This window comes from Rhodococcus sp. Z13, from assembly GCF_025837095.1.
GTDB lineage: Bacteria > Actinomycetota > Actinomycetes > Mycobacteriales > Mycobacteriaceae > Rhodococcus > Rhodococcus sacchari.
Genome location: NZ_CP107551.1, coordinates 1547096 through 1567193 on the forward strand (window position 1 = coordinate 1547096; position 20098 = coordinate 1567193).

Below are 20098 nucleotides of genomic sequence, written 5' to 3' on the forward strand. Positions count from 1 at the left end.
GGCTAACCGGGTGGGGTCACCGGGCTCTTTCGTCCTGTGCTCCACTCCGGTTTATAGTTGCCCTGTGCAACACAAGCGGCAGCTCGGCCCGCCGTCCGAGGACGGCGTTGCCCGCGTATACGAGGAGTTCGTGCTTCTCGTACGCCTCCTCACGTCCGGAGCACGAGTGGAGGACGGTGGCCTCACTCTCGCACAGCATTCGCTCCTGGGCTTCATCGCCCGGAACCCCGGCTGCCGCGCCACCGACATTTCCGAGGCCTTCGGTGTCCACCGCTCGACCGTGTCGCGCCAGTTGCGGCACGCCGTCGAAGCGGGTTGGGTCGAGGCGGAGACGGGACCTGCCCGTATCGGTCATCCGCTGCGGCTCACCGACCACGGCGCACAGATCCTGCGGCGTGCCGTCGACAGCCGTCTCGACGACGTCCGGGCCGGACTCGGCGGATGGGCACCGGACGACCTCGACCGGTTCGTGACGCTTCTGCGCCGATTCCGAGCCGGAGTCGACCCCGATGCCCGGACACCCGACCAGAACGATGGAGATTGCAGTGCGTGAGTACTCGACCCCGGCCCCGTTCACCATCGGAGACGACGAGTCGGTCGTCCACACGGTGTTCACCCAAGCGGAGACGACCCCGCACCGGGTGATGTTCTCGCGTCCCCTGGGAGGCCAGTGGGTCGCCGTCACGGCACGGCAGTTCGCCGACCAGGTCGAGGCCGTCGCCAAGGGCCTGATCGCCAACGGGGTCGGCCCCGGCGACCGCGTCGCCCTGCTGTCCGCCACCCGCTACGAGTGGTCGCTGTTCGACTACGCCATCTGGGCTGCCGGTGCCGTCTCGGTCCCGATCTACGACTCCTCGTCCACCGAACAGATCCGCTGGATCCTCCAGGACTCCGAGGCCGGCCTGGCCGTCGTCGAGACCGCCCGCCACGAGGCCCTGTTCGTCGACATGCCCGACACCCTGCGCCGCGTGCTGCAGATCGAGAACGGCGCGGTGGACACCCTCGCCGCCGAAGGCGCCGAGGTCGACGACGCGGAGCTGAAGGCCCGCCTCGCCGGAATCCGCTCCGCGAACGTCGCCTCGCTCGTCTACACCTCGGGCACCACCGGGCGTCCCAAGGGCTGCATGCTCACCCACCGCAACTTCCTCTCCGAGGTCCGCGCGATCCTGCAGTCCGACATCGGCGTGGTCGCAGGCCCCGGCCGCCGCGGCCTGACCTTCCTGCCGCTCGCCCACGTGCTCGCCCGCGCGGTGTCGCTGGCCCTGTTCGAATCTGGTTCGGCGCAGGCCCACTGGTCCGACTTCTCCACCATCTCCGAGCAGTTCACCCGCTACTCGCCCAACGTCATCCTCGGGGTACCGCGGGTGTTCGAGAAGGTCCGCGACGCCGCGGCCGCCAAGGCCTCCTCGGGCGGACCGGTCAAGGCCGCGATCTTCCGCTTCGCCGAGGAGACCGCCATCGCCTACAGCGAGTCCCTCGACCAGGGCGGCCCGTCGCTGCTGCTCAAGGCCAAGCACACCCTCGCCGACAAGCTCGTCTACTCGAAGCTGCGCGCGGCGATGGGCAACGAGTGCTGGTACGCCATCTCCGGTGGCGGCGCCCTGAGCCCGCGCCTGGGCCACTTCTTCCGGGGCGTCGGCGTCCCGATCTACGAGGGCTACGGCCTCACCGAGACCACCGCCGCACACTGCGTCAACATGCCCGGCTCGCAGAAGATCGGCTCCGTCGGACGTCCCATGGGCGGCAACACCGTCCGCATCGCCGAGGACGGCGAGATCGAGCTGCGCGGCAACGTCGTCTTCGACGGCTACTGGCGCAACGAGGAGGCCACCGAGGCCGCCTTCCGCGACGGCTGGTTCCGCACCGGCGATCTCGGCTCCCTCGACGAGGACGGCTACCTGTCTATCACCGGCCGCAAGAAGGACCTCATCATCACCGCCGGTGGCAAGAACGTCTCGCCCGGCCCGCTCGAGGACCGCATGCGCTCGCACACCCTGGTGTCGCAGGCCGTCGTCGTCGGTGACGGCCGCAGCTTCATCTCGGCGCTCGTCACCGTCGACCCCGACGTCTTCGAGAACTGGAAGGCCGAGAACGGCAAACCCGCCGAGGCGACCATCGGCCGGCTGCGCCACGACCCGGCCCTGCGCGACGCGGTACAGACGATCGTTGACGACGCCAACACCCTCGTCTCCCACGCCGAGGCGATCAAGAAGTTCGTCATCCTCGACCGCGACCTCACCGAGGAGTCGGGGGAACTGACCCCCACCCTCAAGATCAAGCGCAACGTGGTCACGGAGCGCTTCGCCCACGAGATCGACGCACTCTACGCCAAGTGAGTCCCGGTCCCGGCCGCCGATCCGCGAGGCGGGCCGGCGGCCGGCCCGTTCACGACCGTGATCCGCGACCGCCTTCCAGGGCCCGGGCGAGCCGCGCGAACCCCTCGTGTTCGACGAGGTCCTCGACGAGGACGGCGCGGCCGCGCGCATCCGCGAGCGGCACCCGCCAGTTCGGGTACTCGTCGACCGTGCCCGGCTGGTTCTGGCTGCGCCGCTCACCCACCACGTCGACCAGCGAAAGCCCCAGCAGAGCCGACGGACTCGCGGCGATGAGGCGGTGCAGCGCCTCCACCTGCCGGTCCGTGCCGGTCTCGTCGTCGCCGAGCAGACCCCGCTCTCGCGCGAGGGCCAGCACCGCGTCCCGCTCGGCGGCCGCACCGGCGAGCTCGGTCTCCAGATCGTGTTCGAGCAGGCCGAGTTCCGACCGCAACCGGACGTGGTCGCCCGCCAGATATCCCGCGGTCGGCGGCAGGTCGTGGGTGGTCACCGAGGTCAGGCACAGCGCTCGATAACTCTCCGGTGCCCGCGCCGCGTCCTCGTCCCGCTCGAACCACAGGATCGAAGTGCCGGCGATACCACGCTCGGCGAGGTACTCCTGCACCCACTCCTCGAAGACCCCCAGGTCCTCACCGACGACCACCGCACCGGCTCGCTGGGCCTCGAGCGCGAGGATCCCGATCAGTGCCTCGTGGTCGCTACGGACGTAGGTGCCGTCGGCCGGGGACATCCCCTCCGGCACCCACCAGGTACGGAACAGACCCAGGATGTGGTCGACCCGCACCCCGCCGGCGTGCCGCAGCGCCGAACGCACCACGTCCCGGTAGGGAACGTAACCCAGTTCGGCCAGGCGGTCGGGCCGCCAGGGCGGCTGGTTCCAGTTCTGCCCGTTGCGGTTGAAGTCGTCCGGCGGCGCACCGACCGTGACCCCGGACGCCAGGGCATCCCCGAGTGTCCAGGCGTCGGCGCCGTGCGGACGCACCCCCACCGCGAGGTCGTGCACGATACCGAGACCGGCGCCGGCGCGGCGGGCACCGTCCTGCGCCGCCGCCAGCTGCTCGTCGCACAGCCACTGCAGCCACCGGTGGAAGTCGATGCGCGCGGCCAGCCGCGTCCGCAGCCGCTCCGTCTTCGGGTCGTCCGGACCCGGCGCCCGCGACGCCCACTTGCCGAGCCGGTCGCCGTACTTCTCGTAGACCGCGCACCACAGTGCGAAATCGTCGAGGGCGCTTCCTCTTTCGGTGCAGAATGCCTCGAAGGACGCCCGGCGGGCGGGGCCGAGCGGAACCCGGTGGATCCTCTCGAGCACGTCGAGCTTCGCGCGGAACACCTTGTCCCGATCGATCTTCCGGGCCTTGCCGTTCGCCTTGCGGAGGCGCTCCGCATAGTCGTCGAGCACGGTGCGGTCCGCGGCCGGCAGATAGGCGGCCTCCGGGATCTCCTCGATCCGGAGGTAGAGCGGGTCGACGAACCGGCGGGAGGACGGCAGATAGGGTGAAGGTTCGTGCGGCGCAACCGGTTCCGCCGCGTGCACCGGGTTGATGAGGACGAAGTCGCCGCCGTGCCCGGCCGTGACGGCCGCGAGGTCGGCGAGATCCGCGAAATCCCCGATACCCCAGGACCTGCGCGACCGCACCGAATACAGTTGCACTGCAAGGCCCCACCGCTGCGACTCCAGGAGCCGGTCCGCGGTGGACAGTCGCCGCGGGGTCACCGCCAGCATCGCGGTGACCTCGACGTCGTTGCTCCGGGCGTGCAGCCGGTGCCAGCCCAGCGGAAGCCGCGGCACCGCGAACGTCGCACGGCCCACGAGCCGGCCGTCCACCGAACGGGGATCCACCCACACGTCGAGTTGCTCGGCGTCGACCTCGTTCCCGTCCTCGGTCACCACCCACACCGACACCGGGTCGCCGTGCGGGACGTGCACCGGGAAGGTCCGCTCCTCGCCCTCGACCACCACCAGGGAGGGCGGCAGCATCCGGCGCCACGGCAGGTCGTCGAGATCGGCGAGTGCGGCCTCGATCTCCTCCGGCGTCGAGGCCGGCACGTCGAGGGCCGCGAGCACCCGGCGCAGCGTCTCGTCGGGCACGTCGTGCTCGAGTTCGTCCCAGCCGACGTAGGTCGTGGAGATCCCGTGGCGCCCGGCCAGCTCGCGCAGCTTCTCGGTGGAGGTCACGCTCTCGAATCATGCCAGCAAATCGGGCCGGCGGCAGGTGAGCCGGCGGACAGCACCCAGGCCGGTGCCGCGAACACTAGGCTCGGGGCGTGACCGCTCTCGACATCGCACACGGCGACATCACCACCATCGCGGTGGACGCGATCGTCAACGCTGCGAACTCCTCCCTGCTCGGAGGCGGTGGCGTCGACGGTGCCATCCACAGTGCCGGTGGTCCCGAGGTCCTCGAAGCCTGCCGCGAACTCCGCGCGACGCAACTACCGGACGGCCTGACGCCGGGCCGCGCGGTGGCGACCACCGCGGGACGGTTGCCCGCTCGCTGGGTGATCCACACCGTCGGCCCGGTGTGGTCGCGGAACGAGGACCGCAGTCACATCCTGGAAGCGGCGTACCGCAACAGCCTGCTCGTCGCGCACGACCTCGGGGCGCGGACCGTGTCGTTCCCGCTCATCTCCGCGGGCATCTACGGCTGGCCCGTCGACGATGCGGCACTGCGCGCCGTCACCGCCCTCCGCGGCACGCAGACCTCCGTCGAGACCGTCGTGCTCGTCGGCTACGACCTCGCCGCGGTCGACGCCCTGCGCCGCGCCGTCGCTCAGGCGTAGTCGCCGAAGCCGTCGAACAGCGTCGGTTCGTCGGGGGTGTCGAACAGGGCCGGCTGCTCGGGCTCCGGATCCCGGCCCGCCGTCGGTCGCGGCGGGCGCGGCCCCGGGGACTCCGCGTCGTCCCCGTCCTGCTCGAGGAACTGCAGCGCCGCCGTGAGCGAACGGCTCGTCAGCTCCCACTCGACGGCCTTCGCGTGGGCTTCCTCCGCGCCGTCCATGTTGAGCGCGGCCGCCCGCGTCTCCGACTCGCCGGCCCACCACACCTGCAGTTCGGTGCTGATCGTGAGGAATCGCCGCAACTGCTCGGGGTTCCGGCCGCCGATCGCCGCGACGGTGCTCGGAGTGATCTCGGTCAGCCCGTCGAGATGGAAGTCGCGCACCGCCAGCAGGGCGACGGGCAGATCCTCCTCCGCCTCGGGCAGCTGCGCGGCGTCGCCCCAGGACTGCTCGGCGGAGTCGTCGTGGGGGCCGTCGTAGTCATCGAACCCGCTGTCTCGCAGCAGGATCCCGCCGAGATGCGCCCCGAACGACGAGTCGATGGTCTCGACGAACTGCGAGATCGCGTCGAGCGCGGCCAGCAGGTGCGCCGGGACGAACGGCGAGGCGGGCACATGATCGACCAGGGCGAGCCGGTCGTCGATCAGCACGAACTTCAGGTGCGGCCACCGGCGGTTGAGATCGACGCAGATCTCCGCCGCCCGCGTCCGGCCCGTGATCGAGTGCACGACCGGGGCGAACAGATCGACCTTGCCGCCGCCGGTGCCGACCCCGACGAAGACCAGCACCCCGGCCACCCGCAGTACCAGGTCGCCGTCCTCGTCCCAGGCCGGCACCTCGTCGATCCGCTCGTGCAGCGCCGCCTCGATGAGCTCCCGCAGGTGCTCCTCGCCGGCGGGCTCGACCGCGGCCCGCGGGGCGACCCGTCGCGGACCGGCCTCGCGGGGGACCGGCACCGGCCGCGGCCCGGTGAGCTCGGGGGCCGGACGTTCGGTGCCGAACGTCTCGGCGCGGAGGAAGAGCGGATGGTGGACACCCCACACCGCGCGCAGTGCCTGCACCGCGATCTCGGCGAGCTGATCGGCCCAGCCCGCCGGGCGATCGATCCAGAAGGCCGGCGACCCGCCGTCCTCCGGGTCGTCGGGCCCACGGGTGGGGGCCTGCAGGCCGAGCTCCAGCAGCAGCGCCTCGTCGGCCGGGGACAGGTGCCGGTCGGGGGCGAGATGCACGTTGGACGGCACCTCGCAGCGCACCACCCGCTCGCCCCAGCCGTAGAACTGCACACAGGGGCCCGCCGGGCCACCCGTCTCGTCGGTGAGCGGTTCGAGTACGAGCCCGTCGCCGTCGTCCATCGCCGCGACATGGTCGGCCAGCCGCATGCGGAACTCACGCCAGGCCCGGTCGACGTCCTGGTCGAACCGGTCGTGCACCTCGGCCATGATGGGCCCCTTCCTCTAGTGCCGGCGTCGAGTCGAGAAGAACACTAGTCGCCGGGACCGACACCGCGCCGCTCGTGCGGCTGCCGTCGACACCGCGCCGCTCGTGCGGCTGCCGTCGACACCGCGCCGCTCGTGCGGCTGTCTGCCCGCGCCGTTCGGATCACACCGATCACAAGGGTGTCGCCGCCTGCGCCGGTGCCCGACCATCGAGGACATGACGAACCGGCTCGTGCGACGCCTGCGGACCCTGCTCGGCCACGGCCCGGCGAGCGTCTCGGCTGGTCGCACCGCGGCTGTCTCGGCTGGTCGCACCGCGACCGTATCGGCTGGTCGCACCGCGACCGTCTCCACCACCGACGCCGCCGCCCTGTACGCGATCCGTCTGTCGACCTGACGGCGGCGCCGACTGGCCTGCTCAGCCGAGCGACTGCACGAACCGCCCGATCTCGGCGATCGCGCGGTCGCCCTCCGGGACGATCCCCGCGGCCGCCTGGAAGACGTGGACCTGCTTCTCCCAGACCTGCAGTTCCGTCGACACCCCGGCGAGGTGGAGGCGCTGTGCCATCAGCTCGGCGTCGACGTAGGTCATTTCCTCCGAGCCGGTCTGGACGAGCGCCGGGGGCATGCCCCACAGGTCGAGGTCGACCGGGGAGACGACCGGCGCGCACGTGCCCCGGGTGATCCGCTCGGCCCGCTCGACCAGCGTCGACAGGGCACCGACGGCCCGCCGGGGGAACAGGGCGCAGCGCTGCGCGTTGGGATGGGCCAGCTTGCGGGCCGGGTCGAGATCGGTCAGCGGCGACAACGCGACGGTGCCGGCGGGACGGCCGGGACCGCGGCGGGTGGCCTCGTGGGCGACGGCGAAGGTGAGGAACCCACCCGCGGAGTCCCCGGCGATGACGACCCGCTCGGCGGGGAAGCCGTGTTCGGTGAGCCAGCGCAGGCCCTCGAGCCCGTCCTCGACGGCGCGGCGGATCGGGTGGTGGGGGAGCATGCGGTATCCGACGGACAGCACCGGCGCCCGCGTCGCGGCCGAGATGCGCGACACCAGGTGACGATGGGTGGCGATGCCGCAGCACAGGAACGCGCCGCCGTGCAGGTACAGCACCGCGATACGGCCTCCCGCTCCCGGAGCGGACAGGAACTCCGCGGGGCAGGTGGGCAGGTCCACGCGATGACGCCGTGTGCCCGGCAGCGGCTGCAGCGGCAGCGCGAGCCGCTCGATCGCCGTGGTGGGCCAGGGCAGGGCGGGCGCCAGCGACCACGCCTTGATGGCGGGACGGATCGTGCGGCGCACGAACAGGGACAGCGCGCGGGACTGTGGGCTCACTCCCGGGAACTCCCGTACGGGGTCGGGTGCGGCCGCCCCGGTGAGGAACGGGAGCGATTCGGCGCGGGCGACGGTCACGACCGGCACCTCCTCGGTCTCGCCCGGAGGTCGCGGTCCGGACCCGGTCGGGGACCGTGCGGACTCCGGATTCACGAGGACACGCCCGTTTCTCCGGCTGGCGAGGAAATTCCGGATATTTCGGCCGTTGGAAACCGGGGTGAGGATTCCGGGTGAACGGCCGCTCCGGATGGAGTAACTTCTGTTCGGCACCGAGAGTGCAAAAAGTTTTCCGAACTCTTCCCGTAACTCTCACTTTGCAAGCCACACTGACTGTATGTTGTCTCGAGCGGCGCGGCCCGTCGCCGTTCGGGGGACGAGATCGGGGGATCAGTGAAGGCGGGATCGGTGCGGAAGTACGAAGTGGAGTCCATGGTCTACGAGCGGACGGCCTACGAGCGGACGGCCTACGAGCCGACAGCGGAGGACCTGCCCCGGCTGGTGGCCGAGGCCGCGGCTTGCGCGCCGCGTCGGATCGCGGTGATGTACGGCGACAGCGTGACCACCTACGAGGAACTCCACGAGGAGGTCGCCAGGCTCGATGCCGTCATGGGGATCCTGCTCGGCCCGGCGTCCCTGGTGCCCATCGCGCTGTCCACGGTCTTCCCGGCCCTCGCCGACTCCGCTCGCGCGGACCTGCGCGACGTGCTCGATGCGCTCGTGTCCGACCTCGTGGACTGCGTGGCACCCGAACCGCTCTCGGCCGCGGGCTGACGACGGACCTCGACCGAGGCTGCTCTCGGCGACCCGCCGATCGTCGATAGGCTGGCGACCGAAGTTCCCCGGGAGGTCACGTGGACAACGACACGCTCACCGTCGTCTGCAAGTACGGCGAGGTGCGCGGGCACCGCGACGGGACGGTCTTCGCCTGGAAGGGCATCCCGTACGCCGCGCCCACCGGGAACCGGCGGTTCCGGTCGCCGTTGCCACCCGAGCCCTGGGACGGGGTACTCGACTGTACCCGGTTCGGCCCGATCGCTCCGCAGAGCCGCCAGAGCCCCATCGGTATCGAACCGGGGATGACGATGGGCGAGGACTGCCTCTCGCTCAACGTCTGGGCACCGCCACCGGACGGCCGGCTGCGCCCGGTGATGGTGTGGATCCACGGTGGCGCCTACGTGCTCGGTTATTCCGGGCAGAAGATCTACGACGGACGGACCCTGTGCGAGAGCGGCGACGTCGTGGTGGTCACGCTCAACTACCGGCTCGGACCGCTCGGCTTCCTCGACCTGTCGTCCTTCGCCACGCCGGATGCGCCCTTCGAATCGAACGTGGGCCTGCGCGATCAGATCGCGGCCCTGGAATGGGTCCGCGACTGCATCACCGCCTTCGGTGGTGACCCCGACTGTGTGACCCTGTTCGGTGAGTCCTCGGGCGGCGGATCCGTCACCACCTTGATGACGGTCCCGCGTGCGGAGGGCCTGTTCCACCGCGCGATCGCCCAGTCGCCGCCCGCGACCTCGGTGTACGGGCGCGAGCGTGCCGCCACGGTCGCCGAGCGGTTCCTGCAGATCCTCGAGGTGTCCCCGGACCGGGTCGAGGATCTGCTCACCCTGCCCGTGGAGAAGCTCGTGCAGGCGTCGGAGGTGCTCTTCGGTGAGGTGCCCAGCAGATCCCCCGGCACCCTGGCGATGACCCCGGTCGTCGACCGCGACCTGGTCCCGAAGTATCCGGTCGCCGCCTTCCAGAAGGGATTGTCGCACCGGATCCCGCTGATCATCGGCTCCAACAAGGACGAGCCGTCGATCTTCCGGTTCATGAAGTCGCCGCTGATGCCGGTCGACGACACCGCCGTCCAGGCGATGTTCGCCGCGCTCGCACAGGACCGGCCCGATCTCGATCCGGAACGCCTGGCCGAGATCGTCGCGGCCTATCCCGATCTGTCCAAGCCCACGGGTGCGATGGCCCTCTCCCGCGACGCGGCCTTCCGCATGCCGGTGCTGTGGGTGGCCGAGGCGCACAGCGAGCACTCACCGACCTGGGTCTACCGCTTCGACCACGCGACCCCGATGCTCAAGGCGGCCCGGATCGGGGCGGGGCACGCCACCGAACTGCCCTACGTCTTCGGCAATTTCGGCACGCTCGGCCGCGACCCGACCTTCTGGCTGGGCGGTCGCCGATCCGCCGGGGAGGTCTCCGGGCGGATCCAGCGACGCTGGACGGCGTTCGCGCACCACGGTGTGCCGGCGGCGCTGGACGGGTCCAAGCACTGGCCGCGCTACGAGACGGACGCCCGCCTGACGCTGATCGTCGGCTCCACCGACACCGTCGTGCCGGACCCGGAGGGGGAGATGCGCCGCGTCTGGGGCACCGAGGTGATGGGTTTCAACTGAGCCGATCCACCGGCCGTGATGGCACAATCCGTGCGTTGATCGGGTTGAACACGTGTGCAACGCTCGGAACGTGCGTTCAACCGTGGCCGGTGAGGACCTCACCACCCGGGCCCGGATCCGCGACGCGGCCATCCGGTGCATCGCCGTGTACGGGGTCGCCGTCCCCCTGCGCACCATCGCCGCCGAGTGCGGCGTCAGCGCTTCGTTGATCGTGCACCACTTCGGATCCCGCGCCGGACTGAAGGAGCACTGCGACCGCTACGTGCTCGACGCCATCCGGCAGGCCAAGAGCGCGGTTCTCGACCCGAGGATCGGGCCGGCCGCCCTGCAGGATCAGATGGAGCACATCGAGAACTACGCCTCCGCGGTCGCCTATCTCTTCCGGACCATCCGGGCCGGCGGCCGCACCGCCACCGACTTCCTCGACCGCCTCGTCGCCGACACCGAGGCCTATCTCGAGGAGGCCGTCGCCGCCGGCACCGTGCGCCCGAGCCGATTCCCGGCCGAAAGAGCTCGCGCCCTGGTCTGTTTCAGCGTCGGGGCCGTCCTCATGGAACTTCCCGGACCCGACGAGTTCCTCGACCTCGAGACGTTCCCGGCCCGGCTGCGCTCCTACACCGAACGCCTCATGCTGCCGATACTCGAGCTCTACACCGAGCCGTTGCTGACGGACTCGACGCTGTTCGACGCCTGCCTCGCAGCGCAGGAGGCACCCCCCGACTCCTGACGGAGGAATCATGGACACCCCCATCATCGAAGTCCGCGACGTCGTCAAGACCTTCGGGACCACGAGAGCCCTCGACGGCTTCTCGATGACGGTCGAACGAGGCACCGTCGCAGGATTTCTCGGACCGAACGGAGCAGGGAAGTCGACGGCGATCCGGGTACTGCTCGGAATGCTCCGCGCCGACTCCGGCACCGCCCGGGTCCTCGGCCGGGACCCGTGGACCGACGCCGTCGAGATCCACCGGCACATCGCCTACGTCCCCGGCGACACCAGCCTGTGGCCGACCCTGACCGGCGGAGAGATCATCGACGTGCTCACCCGCATCCGCGGCGGCGAGGTCCGCACGCAGCGCCGCGCCGAACTGCTCGAACGTTTCGAACTCGACCCGACGAAGAAGGCCCGGACCTACTCGAAGGGCAACCGGCAGAAGGTGGCTCTGGTCACCGCGCTCGCTTCGGACGCCGAACTGTACCTGCTCGACGAACCGACCTCGGGCCTCGATCCGCTCATGGAGGCGGTGTTCACCGACGAGGTGCGCAGGCTCCGGGACGGCGGCGCCACCGTGCTGCTGTCCAGCCACATCCTCGCCGAGGTCGAGAAGCTCTGCGACACCGTCATGATCATCCGTGCCGGGCGGGACGTCGAGACCGGCACTCTCGCCCAGCTGCGGCACCTGACGCGCTCGTCGGTGCGGGCCACCACCACCGAGCCCGCCGCACGGCTGGCGGCACTGGGCGGCGTGCACGACCTCACCCACGACGACGGCCGGGTCGCCTTCGACGTCGACAACTCCGCACTCGCCCCGGTGCTGCAGGAACTCGCCGCGCTCGGCGTCGACAACCTCACCATCACACCCCCGTCGCTGGAGGAGCTGTTCATGCGGCACTACGGCGACACCTTCGACGCCGGCGACGGGGTCGCGAAGGAAGTGCCCGCGCGATGACCACCACCACACCGACCCCGGTTCCCGCACCGGCTCGGACCCCCACGACCTCCGCCGCACCGTTCACCGGCCTCGGTGCCCTGCTGCGGCTGTACCTGCGACTGGACCGCGTGCGCATCGCCGTCTGGACGCTCGCCCTGGCCCTCACGGTCTGGGCGACCGTCCTCAGCCTGGCCGCGGTCTACCCCGACGCGTCCGCCCGGCAGGCCCGGGCCGCCCTGCTCGAGAACCCGGCGGCCGTCCTCATGACGGGACCGGCCTACGGGACCGACGACTACACGCTCGGTGCGATGACCGCCAACGAACTGAGCCTGACCGTTTTCGTCGCGACCGCGATCATGAGCATCCTGCTCGTCGTAAGGCACACCCGGGCCCAGGAGGAGGCGGGCCGCCTCGAACTCCTGCGGGCGCTGCCCGTCGGGACCTATGCACCACCGGCGGCCGCCCTGCTGCTGGTGTCGGTCGCGAACCTCATGGTGGGAGCGGGCATCACCGTCGCCCTCGTCGCCGGGGAACTCGCCGTCGTCGGGTCGGTCGCCTTCGGAGTGGCCTCCGCCGTCACCGGGGTGCTCTTCGGTGCGGTCGCCGCGGTGACCGCCCAGTTCGGTGAACACTCCCGCTCCGCCACCGGCACCGCCCTCGCGGTGCTCGCCGCGGCCTTCTTCGTCCGGGGCGCCGGCGACACCATCGAGCCCACCGGCTCGTGGCTGTCGTGGTTCTCGCCGATCGCGTGGGCCCAGCAGACCCGGCTCTACGTCGACGAGCGATGGTGGCCGTTGCTGCTGTCCGTGGCGACGACGATCGTGCTGCTCACCGTCGCCGTGGTGCTCTCCCGCCGTCGCGATCTCGGAGCCGGGCTGCGGGCACCGAAACCCGGACCCGCCGAAGCGGATTCCGCCCTGCTCTCTCCGGTCGGCCTGATCCGCCGCCTGCTGCGCGGAGCGTTCGTCGGCTGGCTGGTGGGGCTGGTGCTGTTCGGTGTCGCGATGGGTGCCCTCGCCAGTTCCGTCGAGGACCTCATCGACGAGATGCCGCAGGTGCTCGACATGGTGGGGGTGGACCCCGACGCCCTCACCGCTTCCTTCGCCGGGATGATGCTGATGTTCCTCGCTCTCGGTGCCACCGCCTTCGGGGTGTCCGCGGTGGTGCGGATGCGCAGCGAGGAGGAGGGCGGACGATCCGGTCTCGTGATCGTCACCGGCACGAGGCGCAGCGCGTGGCTGTCCGCAGCCCTCGGCGTGATCGTCGTCCAGGTGGTCGTGGCACTGCTCGTCTCCGGGGCCGCGACCGGGCTGGGAGTCGCCCTCGCGGTGGGCGACGGGGGATGGGTGCCGCGGATGATCGCGGCGTCCCTGGCCTACGCCCCGGCGGCGATCCTTGTGGTCGCCGCGGCGTTCGCGCTGCTGGGCTGCGTGCCGCGCGCGACCGGGCTGGTGTGGGTGCTGGTGGTGTGGACGGTGTTCGTCGCGTGGCTCGGCGAGATGCTCGACCTGCCCGACGAACTCGTCGCCCTCTCACCGTTCTCGCACGTGCCGCTGGTACCCGCGGAACCCGTCACGGCACTGCCGCTCGTCGTCCAGGCGTCCGCGGCGGTGGTGCTCGTCGCAGCGGCGGTCGTCGGTTTCCGCCGCCGCGACGTGCCGGTGTGAGCGATCAGTTGCGGTACTCGGGATGCTCGGCGACGAACTTCTCCACGTACGAGCAGGACGCGCCGATCTTCAGTCCCTGCTTCTTCGTCTCGTCGAGGGCGTGCTTCACCACGACACCGGCGAGGCCCCGGCCACGGAACTGCGGGTCGGTGACGGTGTGGTCGAAATCCCGCAGGTCCCCGTGCTGCGTGTAGTCGGCGTAGGCCGCGAGGTCGTCGCCGAGGTACAGCGCGAACCGGGAGTTGTCGGCCTCGTGCTCGATCCGGGGTTCGGTGGCGTCGTTGTTCTGCGTCATGGATTCACCGTACTCGGGGCGTCCACGCCGGGAGGGGTGTCGACGACCAGCGCGTCGTCGTCGGTCAACGCCACATGGGCGATGCCGCGCTCGCGCAGGTACCGCAGGGTCCGCTGCACACCGTCGTCGGCGAGCAGGGAGTCACCGGTGTGCGGCACGATCGCGTGGTCGACCCAGCCGAGCCCGTCCCACACCACCGGGCCACCGCAGACGGTCGTGACCTCACCGGGATCGTCGGAGAACTCGAGGCCGCACAACGACGGGGTCGCCACGCACGCCCCGGCGCTGTACCCGCCGTAGACGATCCGGTTGCTGCGGACCAGATCGGTGAGCACCGCGTCGCCACCACTGCGGGCCAGCCGGGCCCGCAGGACGAAGGTGTTGCCGCCCCGCACCCACACCGCCGGGAACTCCGCCAGCCGTGCGCGGAGCGAACCCGGGTCACCGGGATGGTCGCGCAGGTCGACCTCCTCGGGGGCGAAGCCCAGCGAGCGCAGCGCCACCGTCTCGCTGGTGACCGCACCCGCCCGCGCCGCGGCCGGCCACGCGTCGGCGGCGTTGGCGATCACGGCGATGCGCCCCGGCGTCCCCGTCAGGTGGACGAAGACGCGCGGGTCGGTGCCGAACCGGTAGGAGGACAGGAACAGCCGCACAGGATCAGATGGTGAAGGCGAGGTTGTCCACGATGCGGCGCGCGACCTCGACGTCTCCACCGAGGGAGATCTCGTCGATCCGGTCCGCGGCGTGCACCCGCCCACCGGCGAGCCGCACGAACAGGCCCGAGTCCATCGCGAGCGTCGAGGTCGCCGGTCCCGACAGCTCCGGCACCACGGCGGCACGGCCCTGCACCTCGACGTGCAGGGTGCGGGCGAGGGGACCGGACAGCTCGATCGTGATGCGCGATCCCTCCGGGGCCTTGCCGCGCTTGCCCACGATGAACGGAACCGCGCCGAAGATTTCGGTGACCGCCAGTTCGGCGCGGGGTCCGCCCTCGGTGGCGGTGCGGCCGAGCGCGTCGGCGATGTCGAGTTCGTGGAACCAGCAGTCGAACACCCGGATCCGCATGAACCGGCCGTAGGGGGCCGGGCCGACCGGCGTGTTCGACTGCGCGTCGAAGTCCTCCTGGCCCATCGCGTCCAGCTCGTCGGTGCGGCGCGCCACGATCTCGCGGAACCGTGCGAGCACCTCCGGGCCGGGGACGGGCCGCAGCGACTCGACCCACAGCTCGTTGAACGCGGCGATGTCGTTGCGCACGTGGGGGAGTGCGCGCACGTCCCGCTCCACCCGGGGTGCGGCGATGCCCGCGAGCATCGACTCGGTGCCGACGAGATGCGCGACGACGTCCTTGACCGTCCAGCCCGGCAGCGCGGTCGGGGTCTCCCACTCGTCGTCGCGGACGCCGGCGAGCTGGTCGTCGAGGGCGGAGAACTGCTCGAGCAGGATGGGGCGGATGACGTCGACGGGGAACTCGACGGTGGCGCCGGTGGGCTGGGTCACGAATGCTCCTCTGCGGTCAGGCGGTCGAGCCCGTCGCGGATCAGTGCGGCGGTGCTCTCGGGGTCGTGCGACTGTCGACGGAGCAGACCCACTCCGAGCCGGAGCCGGTCCCCGCTCCAGCGGGGCACCACGTGCAGGTGGGCGTGGAAGACGGTCTGGAAGGCGGCGCGCCCGTCGTTGAGGACGAGATTGGTTCCGTCCGTCGACAGTTCCGAGCGGGCGAGGGCCCGCGCGATCCGCTGCCCGGCGCGGAACATCGCCGCACCGGCCGCGGGATCGAGATCCTCGAGGCGCGCCGCGTGGGTGCGGGGCACGACGAGGGTGTGCCCGCGTGCGACGGGCCGGATGTCCAGGAACGCCACGACGTCGTCGTCCTCGAGGACACGGACCGCCGGAGCGGTGCCGTCGACTATGGCGCAGAACACACAGGAACTCACGCCGTCACCCTAACGCTGTCACGGCGGACCGGCGTGGTGCGGCTATCCGCGGAGCGCCTCGACGAGTTGCGGCAGCCCGGTCGCGGCGGTGGTGCGCCACACCTCGTCCACCCGGTCGCTCAGATCGGTCTCGTCCGGGTTGATCTCCACGACCGGAACCCCGTGATCGCGCGCGAGGGACGGCAGCCCCGCCGCCGGGTACACGACCCCGGAGGTGCCGATCACGAGCAGCAGGTCGGCGTCGCGCAGCGCCTCGGTGGTCGCCTCCCAGGGTTCCCGGGGCAGCATCTCCCCGAACCACACCACCCCGGGGCGCCCGGCGCCGCCACAGGCGGGACAGACGGGCGGCTCCAGTCGTGCCACGGGTTCGGACGGCGGGTCGGGCAGCTCCACCGGCTGCGCGCAGCGGTCGCACCGCGGGGAGAACAGACTGCCGTGCAGATGGGCCAGCACTGCGCTGCCGGCGCGCTCGTGCAGATCGTCGACGTTCTGGGTGGAGATGCGCACCTCGGTGGAGCGCGCCCACTCGGCCAGCGCGCGATGGCCCGCGTTGGGCTCCACGCGGCGCACCAGCGCGACCCGCCACTGGTACCACGCCCACACGGTCGCCGGATCGGCCTGCCACGCCTCGGGTGTCGCGAGGGCGGCAGGGTCGAAGTTCTCCCACAGACCGGTCTGCGCGTCGCGGAAGGTGGGTACTCCGCTCTCCGCGGACATCCCGGCACCGGTGAGGACCGTGACCCGGCGGGCCGGGCGGGCGAGATCGAGGATCGGGGCAGGCACGTTCACGGTCCCACGCTAACCGGCGGAACCGGATGGCGGCTCCGCCGCGGAGCCGTCACCCGGTTCCACCGTCGTGCTCCCGCATCGCGGGCAGGGCTCGTCGGGGGACTCGCGGAACGCACCGCAGTCGGGGCACACGAGATGCAGCCAGCAGACGGGGTCCCCGCCGAGATCTCCGGTACCCGGATCGGGTCGATCGGTCACGTTCCGCTCACTTTCCTGAATCGATCTTCTGAATCGATTCACCTGTCCTGGTCACCGACTTCGGTGAATCGCTTTGTCTTCGGACCATTTTCGCTCTCCAGGGGGCCTGTGGAGCCGTTTCGGGGCGTACCTTGCCGGCTTCCCTCACAGGTGGAAAATCGAAACTGTGAGTGAGGTGCCTCACAACTTTCGCCGTTCTTTCAGTTCGGGAACGATTCAGATGATTCGGACGGGTTGCATGCACTCCCGGTGAGGCGGTAGGCCTGCATAAGCCTCAACAGCGAACTAGGGGCCGACACATGGCCCGCAATCACGCACTATTCCGCCGCCGACCGTGGCGCGACGCGCACTTTTCATCGACGCAGGAGTCAACAGATTGAGTACCGAAGGATCGAACACGGGGAGCGGAGCGCACCGCCGTCCGACCGTCGGCGTCGTTCGCGAGACGAACGACGGGGAACGGCGAGTCGCGCTCGTACCGAAGATCGTGCCCTCGCTGATCGGCAAGGGTCTCGACGTCGTCGTCGAGTCCGGCGCCGGCCAGGAGGCCCTCATCCCCGACGCCGCATACAAGGAGGCCGGAGCCACCATCGGTGACGCCTGGTCGGCGGACATCGTGGTCAAGGTGGCCCCGCCGAGCGACACCGAGGTCGCCCGGCTGCGCTCGGGCCAGCGGCTGATCGGCTTCCTCGCCCCGCGCAACGCGCAGAACCAGATCGGCGCGCTGACGCAGGCCGGTGTCGAGGCGTACGCCGTCGAGGCCATCCCGCGCATCTCCCGCGCCCAGGTCATGGACGCACTGTCCTCGCAGGCCAACGTGGCCGGCTACAAGTCCGTGCTGGTCGCGGCGAGCGAGGCCACCCGCTTCTTCCCGATGCTGACCACCGCCGCCGGCACCGTGAAGCCGGCGACCGTGCTGGTCCTCGGCGTGGGTGTCGCGGGTCTGCAGGCCCTGGCCACGGCGAAGCGCCTCGGCGCCCGCACCACCGGTTACGACGTGCGTCCCGAGGTCGCCGACCAGGTGCGCTCCGTCGGCGCGCAGTGGCTCGACCTGGGCATCGACGCCGCCGGTGAGGGTGGCTACGCCCGCGAGCTCACCGAGGCCGAGCGGGCGCAGCAGCAGCAGGCGCTCGAGGATGCCATCAAGAACTTCGACGTCGTCATCACCACCGCGCTCGTGCCGGGCCGCCCCGCGCCGCGCCTGGTGACCGCCGCCGCCGTCGAGGGAATGAAGCCGGGATCGGTCATCGTCGACCTCGCCGGCGAGACCGGTGGCAACTGCGAACTCACCGAGCCGGGGCAGACCGTCGTCAAGCACGACGTCACCATCTGCTCGCCGCTCAACCTGCCCGCGACGATGCCGGAGCACGCCTCCGAGCTCTACTCGAAGAACGTGTACGCGCTGATCGAGCTGCTTCTCGACGAGTCCGGTGCCCTCGCCCCGGACTTCTCGGACGAGATCCTCGCGGCTGCCTGCGTGACGCGCTCGAAGGAGAACTCCTAGATGTACAACGAACTGCTCGCGAACATCGCGATTCTGGTCCTGGCCGGATTCGTCGGGTTCGCCGTCATCTCCAAGGTCCCCAACACGCTGCACACGCCGCTGATGTCGGGTACCAACGCCATCCACGGCATCGTCGTCCTCGGTGCTCTCGTCGTGCTCGGCCACCTGCCCGCCGACGCCAGCTGGGGCATCAAGATCATCCTGTTCGTCGCCCTGGTGTTCGGCACCCTGAACGTCGTCGGCGGCTTCGTCGTCACCGACCGCATGCTCGGGATGTTCAAGCAGCGCAAGGACGCTCCGGCCGCGCAGAAGAAGGGGGCGGACGCCTGATGGGTTACCTCGTCTCGGTCCTGTACATCATCGCCTTCGCGATGTTCATCTACGGTCTGTCGGGCCTCACCGGCCCGAAGACCGCAGTCCGCGGCAACTACATCGCCGCCGTCGGCATGCTCATCGCGGTCGTCGCGGTGCTCATCGACATCCGTGACACGGAGAACTGGGGCCTGATCATCGGCGGCCTCGTCGTCGGCATCATCCTCGGCGTCCCCCCGGCGCTGAAGACCAAGATGACCGCCATGCCGCAGCTGGTCGCGCTGTTCAACGGTGTCGGTGGTGGCACCGTCGCCCTGATCGCATGGTCGGAGTACCTCGAGTCCACCAGCTTCACCCATCTGGACGAGCAGCCGACCGTCGTCATGATCGTCGGTTCGCTGTTCGCCGCGATCATCGGTTCGATCTCCTTCTGGGGCTCGCTCGTCGCCTTCGCGAAGCTGCAGGAGCTGCTGAACAAGAACCTCGAGAAGAAGCTGGTCGCGGCCGCGAAGCTGTTCCAGCTCGCCAACATCGTCCTGGTGATCGCCTCCATCGCGATCGCGGTGTACATCGGTATCAGCGCCGACGGTGAACCGCTGGCCTCCTGGTGGATCCTCGCGCTGCTCGTCGCGGCCGGTGTGATGGGCCTGTTCGTCGTGCTGCCGATCGGTGGCGCCGACATGCCCGTCGTGATCTCCCTGCTCAACGCCCTCACCGGTCTGTCGGCCGCCGCCGCGGGTCTGGCGCTGAACAACCAGGCGATGATCGTCGCCGGCATGATCGTCGGCGCGTCCGGCACCATCCTGACCAACCTCATGGCCAAGGCCATGAACCGCTCCATCCCGGCGATCGTGTTCGGCGCCTTCGGTGGCAGCGACGCCGCCGGCGGGGCCGCCTCGGCCTCCGGTGGCACCGTCAAGGCCACCTCGGCCTCGGATGCGGCCATCCAGATGGCCTACGCCAACCAGGTCATCGTCGTGCCCGGTTACGGTCTGGCCGTCGCGCAGGCCCAGCACGCCGTCAAGGAGATGGCCTCGCTGCTCGAAGCGCGCGGTGTCGAGGTCAAGTACGCGATCCACCCGGTCGCCGGCCGCATGCCCGGTCACATGAATGTGCTGCTGGCCGAGGCCGACGTCGAGTACGACGCGATGAAGGAGATGGACGACATCAACGGCGAGTTCAGCCGCACCGACGTCACCATCGTCATCGGCGCCAACGACGTCACCAACCCGGCTGCCCGCCTGGACTCGTCCAGCCCGATCTACGGCATGCCGATCCTCAACGTCGACCAGTCGAAGTCGGTCATCGTGCTCAAGCGTTCGATGTCGTCCGGTTACGCCGGTATCGACAACCCGCTGTTCACCGCCGACAACACGTCGATGCTGTTCGGTGACGCCAAGAAGATGGTCTCCGAGGTGACCGAGGAGCTGAAGGCTCTGTAGCCCTTCGTTCCAACGATCCACACGGCGCCCACGCG

The 20098-nt window shown here is 70.5% G+C and carries 21 protein-coding genes; 12 read left to right on the plus strand and 9 right to left on the minus strand.

Annotated elements, in window-relative coordinates; genetic code table 11:
- Positions 1-64: 64 nt before the first annotated feature.
- Both OED52_RS07050 and OED52_RS07055 read left to right on the plus strand, forming a co-directional pair.
- Positions 65-553, plus strand: coding sequence for a MarR family winged helix-turn-helix transcriptional regulator (locus OED52_RS07050; protein WP_264153944.1), 489 nt, complete (start codon positions 65-67; stop codon positions 551-553).
- Positions 546-2336 carry an AMP-dependent synthetase/ligase gene (locus OED52_RS07055; RefSeq protein WP_264153945.1) on the plus strand — a complete coding sequence of 597 codons (1791 nt, stop codon included), beginning with the start codon at positions 546-548 and terminating at the stop codon, positions 2334-2336. Before OED52_RS07050 ends, OED52_RS07055 begins: the two co-directional genes overlap by 8 nt.
- 49 nt (positions 2337-2385) lie before the next feature.
- Here the strand turns inward: OED52_RS07055 and malQ are convergent, their stop codons facing one another.
- A complete protein-coding gene (gene malQ, locus OED52_RS07060) occupies positions 2386-4509 on the minus strand; it encodes a 4-alpha-glucanotransferase (protein WP_264153946.1) in 2124 nt (707 codons plus the stop codon).
- A gap of 89 nt (positions 4510-4598) precedes the next feature.
- Here malQ and OED52_RS07065 point away from each other — a divergent pair, with 89 nt between their 5' ends.
- The gene (locus OED52_RS07065; RefSeq protein ID WP_264153947.1) at positions 4599-5114 is read left to right on the plus strand and encodes an O-acetyl-ADP-ribose deacetylase; all 516 of its coding nucleotides are present in this window, start codon (positions 4599-4601) and stop codon (positions 5112-5114) included.
- On the opposite strand, the gene OED52_RS07070 is transcribed toward OED52_RS07065, so the two are convergent.
- Positions 5105-6550 (minus strand): T3SS (YopN, CesT) and YbjN peptide-binding chaperone 1, encoded by a 1446-nt coding sequence (locus OED52_RS07070; RefSeq protein WP_264153948.1) that lies wholly within the window; start codon positions 6548-6550, stop codon positions 5105-5107. The two genes, OED52_RS07065 and OED52_RS07070, sit on opposite strands and share 10 nt — an antisense overlap.
- Before the next feature lie 214 nt (positions 6551-6764).
- Here OED52_RS07070 and OED52_RS07075 point away from each other — a divergent pair, with 214 nt between their 5' ends.
- Positions 6765-6944 (plus strand): hypothetical protein, encoded by a 180-nt coding sequence (locus OED52_RS07075; RefSeq protein ID WP_264153949.1) that lies wholly within the window; start codon positions 6765-6767, stop codon positions 6942-6944.
- Between the two features lie 21 nt (positions 6945-6965).
- Here the strand turns inward: OED52_RS07075 and OED52_RS07080 are convergent, their stop codons facing one another.
- Positions 6966-7967, minus strand: a complete 1002-nt coding sequence (locus OED52_RS07080) for an alpha/beta hydrolase (protein WP_264153950.1) — start codon at positions 7965-7967, stop codon at positions 6966-6968.
- Between the two features lie 318 nt (positions 7968-8285).
- On the opposite strand from OED52_RS07080, the gene OED52_RS07085 reads away from it, so the two are divergent.
- The 5 genes from OED52_RS07085 (at position 8286) to OED52_RS07105 (ending at position 13589) form a co-directional block, all read left to right on the plus strand.
- Entirely contained in the window at positions 8286-8651 is a 366-nt protein-coding gene (locus tag OED52_RS07085) for a non-ribosomal peptide synthetase (RefSeq protein WP_264153951.1), read from the plus strand.
- 80 nt (positions 8652-8731) lie between these two features.
- A complete protein-coding gene (locus OED52_RS07090) occupies positions 8732-10270 on the plus strand; it encodes a carboxylesterase/lipase family protein (RefSeq protein WP_264153952.1) in 1539 nt (512 codons plus the stop codon).
- Positions 10271-10340: 70 nt separating this feature from the next.
- Positions 10341-10997, plus strand: a complete 657-nt coding sequence (locus tag OED52_RS07095) for a TetR/AcrR family transcriptional regulator (RefSeq protein ID WP_264153953.1) — start codon at positions 10341-10343, stop codon at positions 10995-10997.
- A gap of 10 nt (positions 10998-11007) precedes the next feature.
- Positions 11008-11940 (plus strand): ABC transporter ATP-binding protein, encoded by a 933-nt coding sequence (locus OED52_RS07100; RefSeq protein WP_264153954.1) that lies wholly within the window; start codon positions 11008-11010, stop codon positions 11938-11940.
- The gene (locus OED52_RS07105) at positions 11937-13589 is read left to right on the plus strand and encodes an ABC transporter permease (RefSeq protein WP_264153955.1); all 1653 of its coding nucleotides are present in this window, start codon (positions 11937-11939) and stop codon (positions 13587-13589) included. The genes OED52_RS07100 and OED52_RS07105 overlap by 4 nt, the downstream gene beginning before the upstream one ends.
- Positions 13590-13593: 4 nt before the next feature.
- Here the strand turns inward: OED52_RS07105 and OED52_RS07110 are convergent, their stop codons facing one another.
- From OED52_RS07110 to OED52_RS20755, 6 genes are read right to left on the minus strand one after another with little or no spacing between them, the layout of a single operon-like run.
- Positions 13594-13884, minus strand: coding sequence for a GNAT family N-acetyltransferase (locus OED52_RS07110; protein WP_264153956.1), 291 nt, complete (start codon positions 13882-13884; stop codon positions 13594-13596).
- Complete coding sequence (locus tag OED52_RS07115) at positions 13881-14537, minus strand: peptidase E (RefSeq protein ID WP_264153957.1); 657 nt, start codon at positions 14535-14537, stop codon at positions 13881-13883. Before OED52_RS07115 ends, OED52_RS07110 begins: the two co-directional genes overlap by 4 nt.
- 4 nt (positions 14538-14541) lie before the next feature.
- Positions 14542-15381 (minus strand): maleylpyruvate isomerase family mycothiol-dependent enzyme, encoded by an 840-nt coding sequence (locus tag OED52_RS07120; protein WP_264153958.1) that lies wholly within the window; start codon positions 15379-15381, stop codon positions 14542-14544.
- Positions 15378-15818 (minus strand): HIT family protein, encoded by a 441-nt coding sequence (locus OED52_RS07125; protein ID WP_264153959.1) that lies wholly within the window; start codon positions 15816-15818, stop codon positions 15378-15380. The genes OED52_RS07120 and OED52_RS07125 overlap by 4 nt, the downstream gene beginning before the upstream one ends.
- Positions 15819-15860: 42 nt before the next feature.
- Positions 15861-16607 (minus strand): NAD-dependent deacylase, encoded by a 747-nt coding sequence (locus OED52_RS07130; RefSeq protein WP_264153960.1) that lies wholly within the window; start codon positions 16605-16607, stop codon positions 15861-15863.
- Positions 16608-16616: 9 nt separating this feature from the next.
- On the minus strand, positions 16617-16805 hold the full coding sequence (locus OED52_RS20755) for a hypothetical protein (RefSeq protein ID WP_318841917.1): 189 nt from the start codon (positions 16803-16805) through the stop codon (positions 16617-16619).
- A 376-nt stretch (positions 16806-17181) separates the two neighbouring features.
- Here OED52_RS20755 and OED52_RS07135 point away from each other — a divergent pair, with 376 nt between their 5' ends.
- From OED52_RS07135 to OED52_RS07145, 3 genes are read left to right on the plus strand one after another with little or no spacing between them, the layout of a single operon-like run.
- Positions 17182-18309, plus strand: coding sequence for a Re/Si-specific NAD(P)(+) transhydrogenase subunit alpha (locus tag OED52_RS07135; protein ID WP_264153961.1), 1128 nt, complete (start codon positions 17182-17184; stop codon positions 18307-18309).
- A complete protein-coding gene (locus tag OED52_RS07140) occupies positions 18310-18639 on the plus strand; it encodes an NAD(P) transhydrogenase subunit alpha part 2 (protein ID WP_264153962.1) in 330 nt (109 codons plus the stop codon). It abuts the gene before it with no gap.
- Positions 18639-20063 (plus strand): NAD(P)(+) transhydrogenase (Re/Si-specific) subunit beta, encoded by a 1425-nt coding sequence (locus OED52_RS07145; RefSeq protein ID WP_264153963.1) that lies wholly within the window; start codon positions 18639-18641, stop codon positions 20061-20063. The genes OED52_RS07140 and OED52_RS07145 overlap by 1 nt, the downstream gene beginning before the upstream one ends.
- Positions 20064-20098 lie beyond the last annotated feature (35 nt).

What these genes read in the sequence shown, in the direction of transcription:
- OED52_RS07070 (WP_264153948.1), bottom strand. Translation starts at nt 6,550, where the DNA reads ATGGCCGAGGTGCACGACCGGTTCGACCAGGACGTCGACCGGGCCTGG.
- OED52_RS07075 (WP_264153949.1), top strand. Translation starts at nt 6,765, where the DNA reads ATGACGAACCGGCTCGTGCGACGCCTGCGGACCCTGCTCGGCCACGGC.
- OED52_RS07100 (WP_264153954.1), top strand. Translation starts at nt 11,008, where the DNA reads ATGGACACCCCCATCATCGAAGTCCGCGACGTCGTCAAGACCTTCGGG.
- OED52_RS07105 (WP_264153955.1), top strand. Translation starts at nt 11,937, where the DNA reads ATGACCACCACCACACCGACCCCGGTTCCCGCACCGGCTCGGACCCCC.
- OED52_RS07110 (WP_264153956.1), bottom strand. Translation starts at nt 13,884, where the DNA reads ATGACGCAGAACAACGACGCCACCGAACCCCGGATCGAGCACGAGGCC.
- OED52_RS07140 (WP_264153962.1), top strand. Translation starts at nt 18,310, where the DNA reads ATGTACAACGAACTGCTCGCGAACATCGCGATTCTGGTCCTGGCCGGA.
- OED52_RS07145 (WP_264153963.1), top strand. Translation starts at nt 18,639, where the DNA reads ATGGGTTACCTCGTCTCGGTCCTGTACATCATCGCCTTCGCGATGTTC.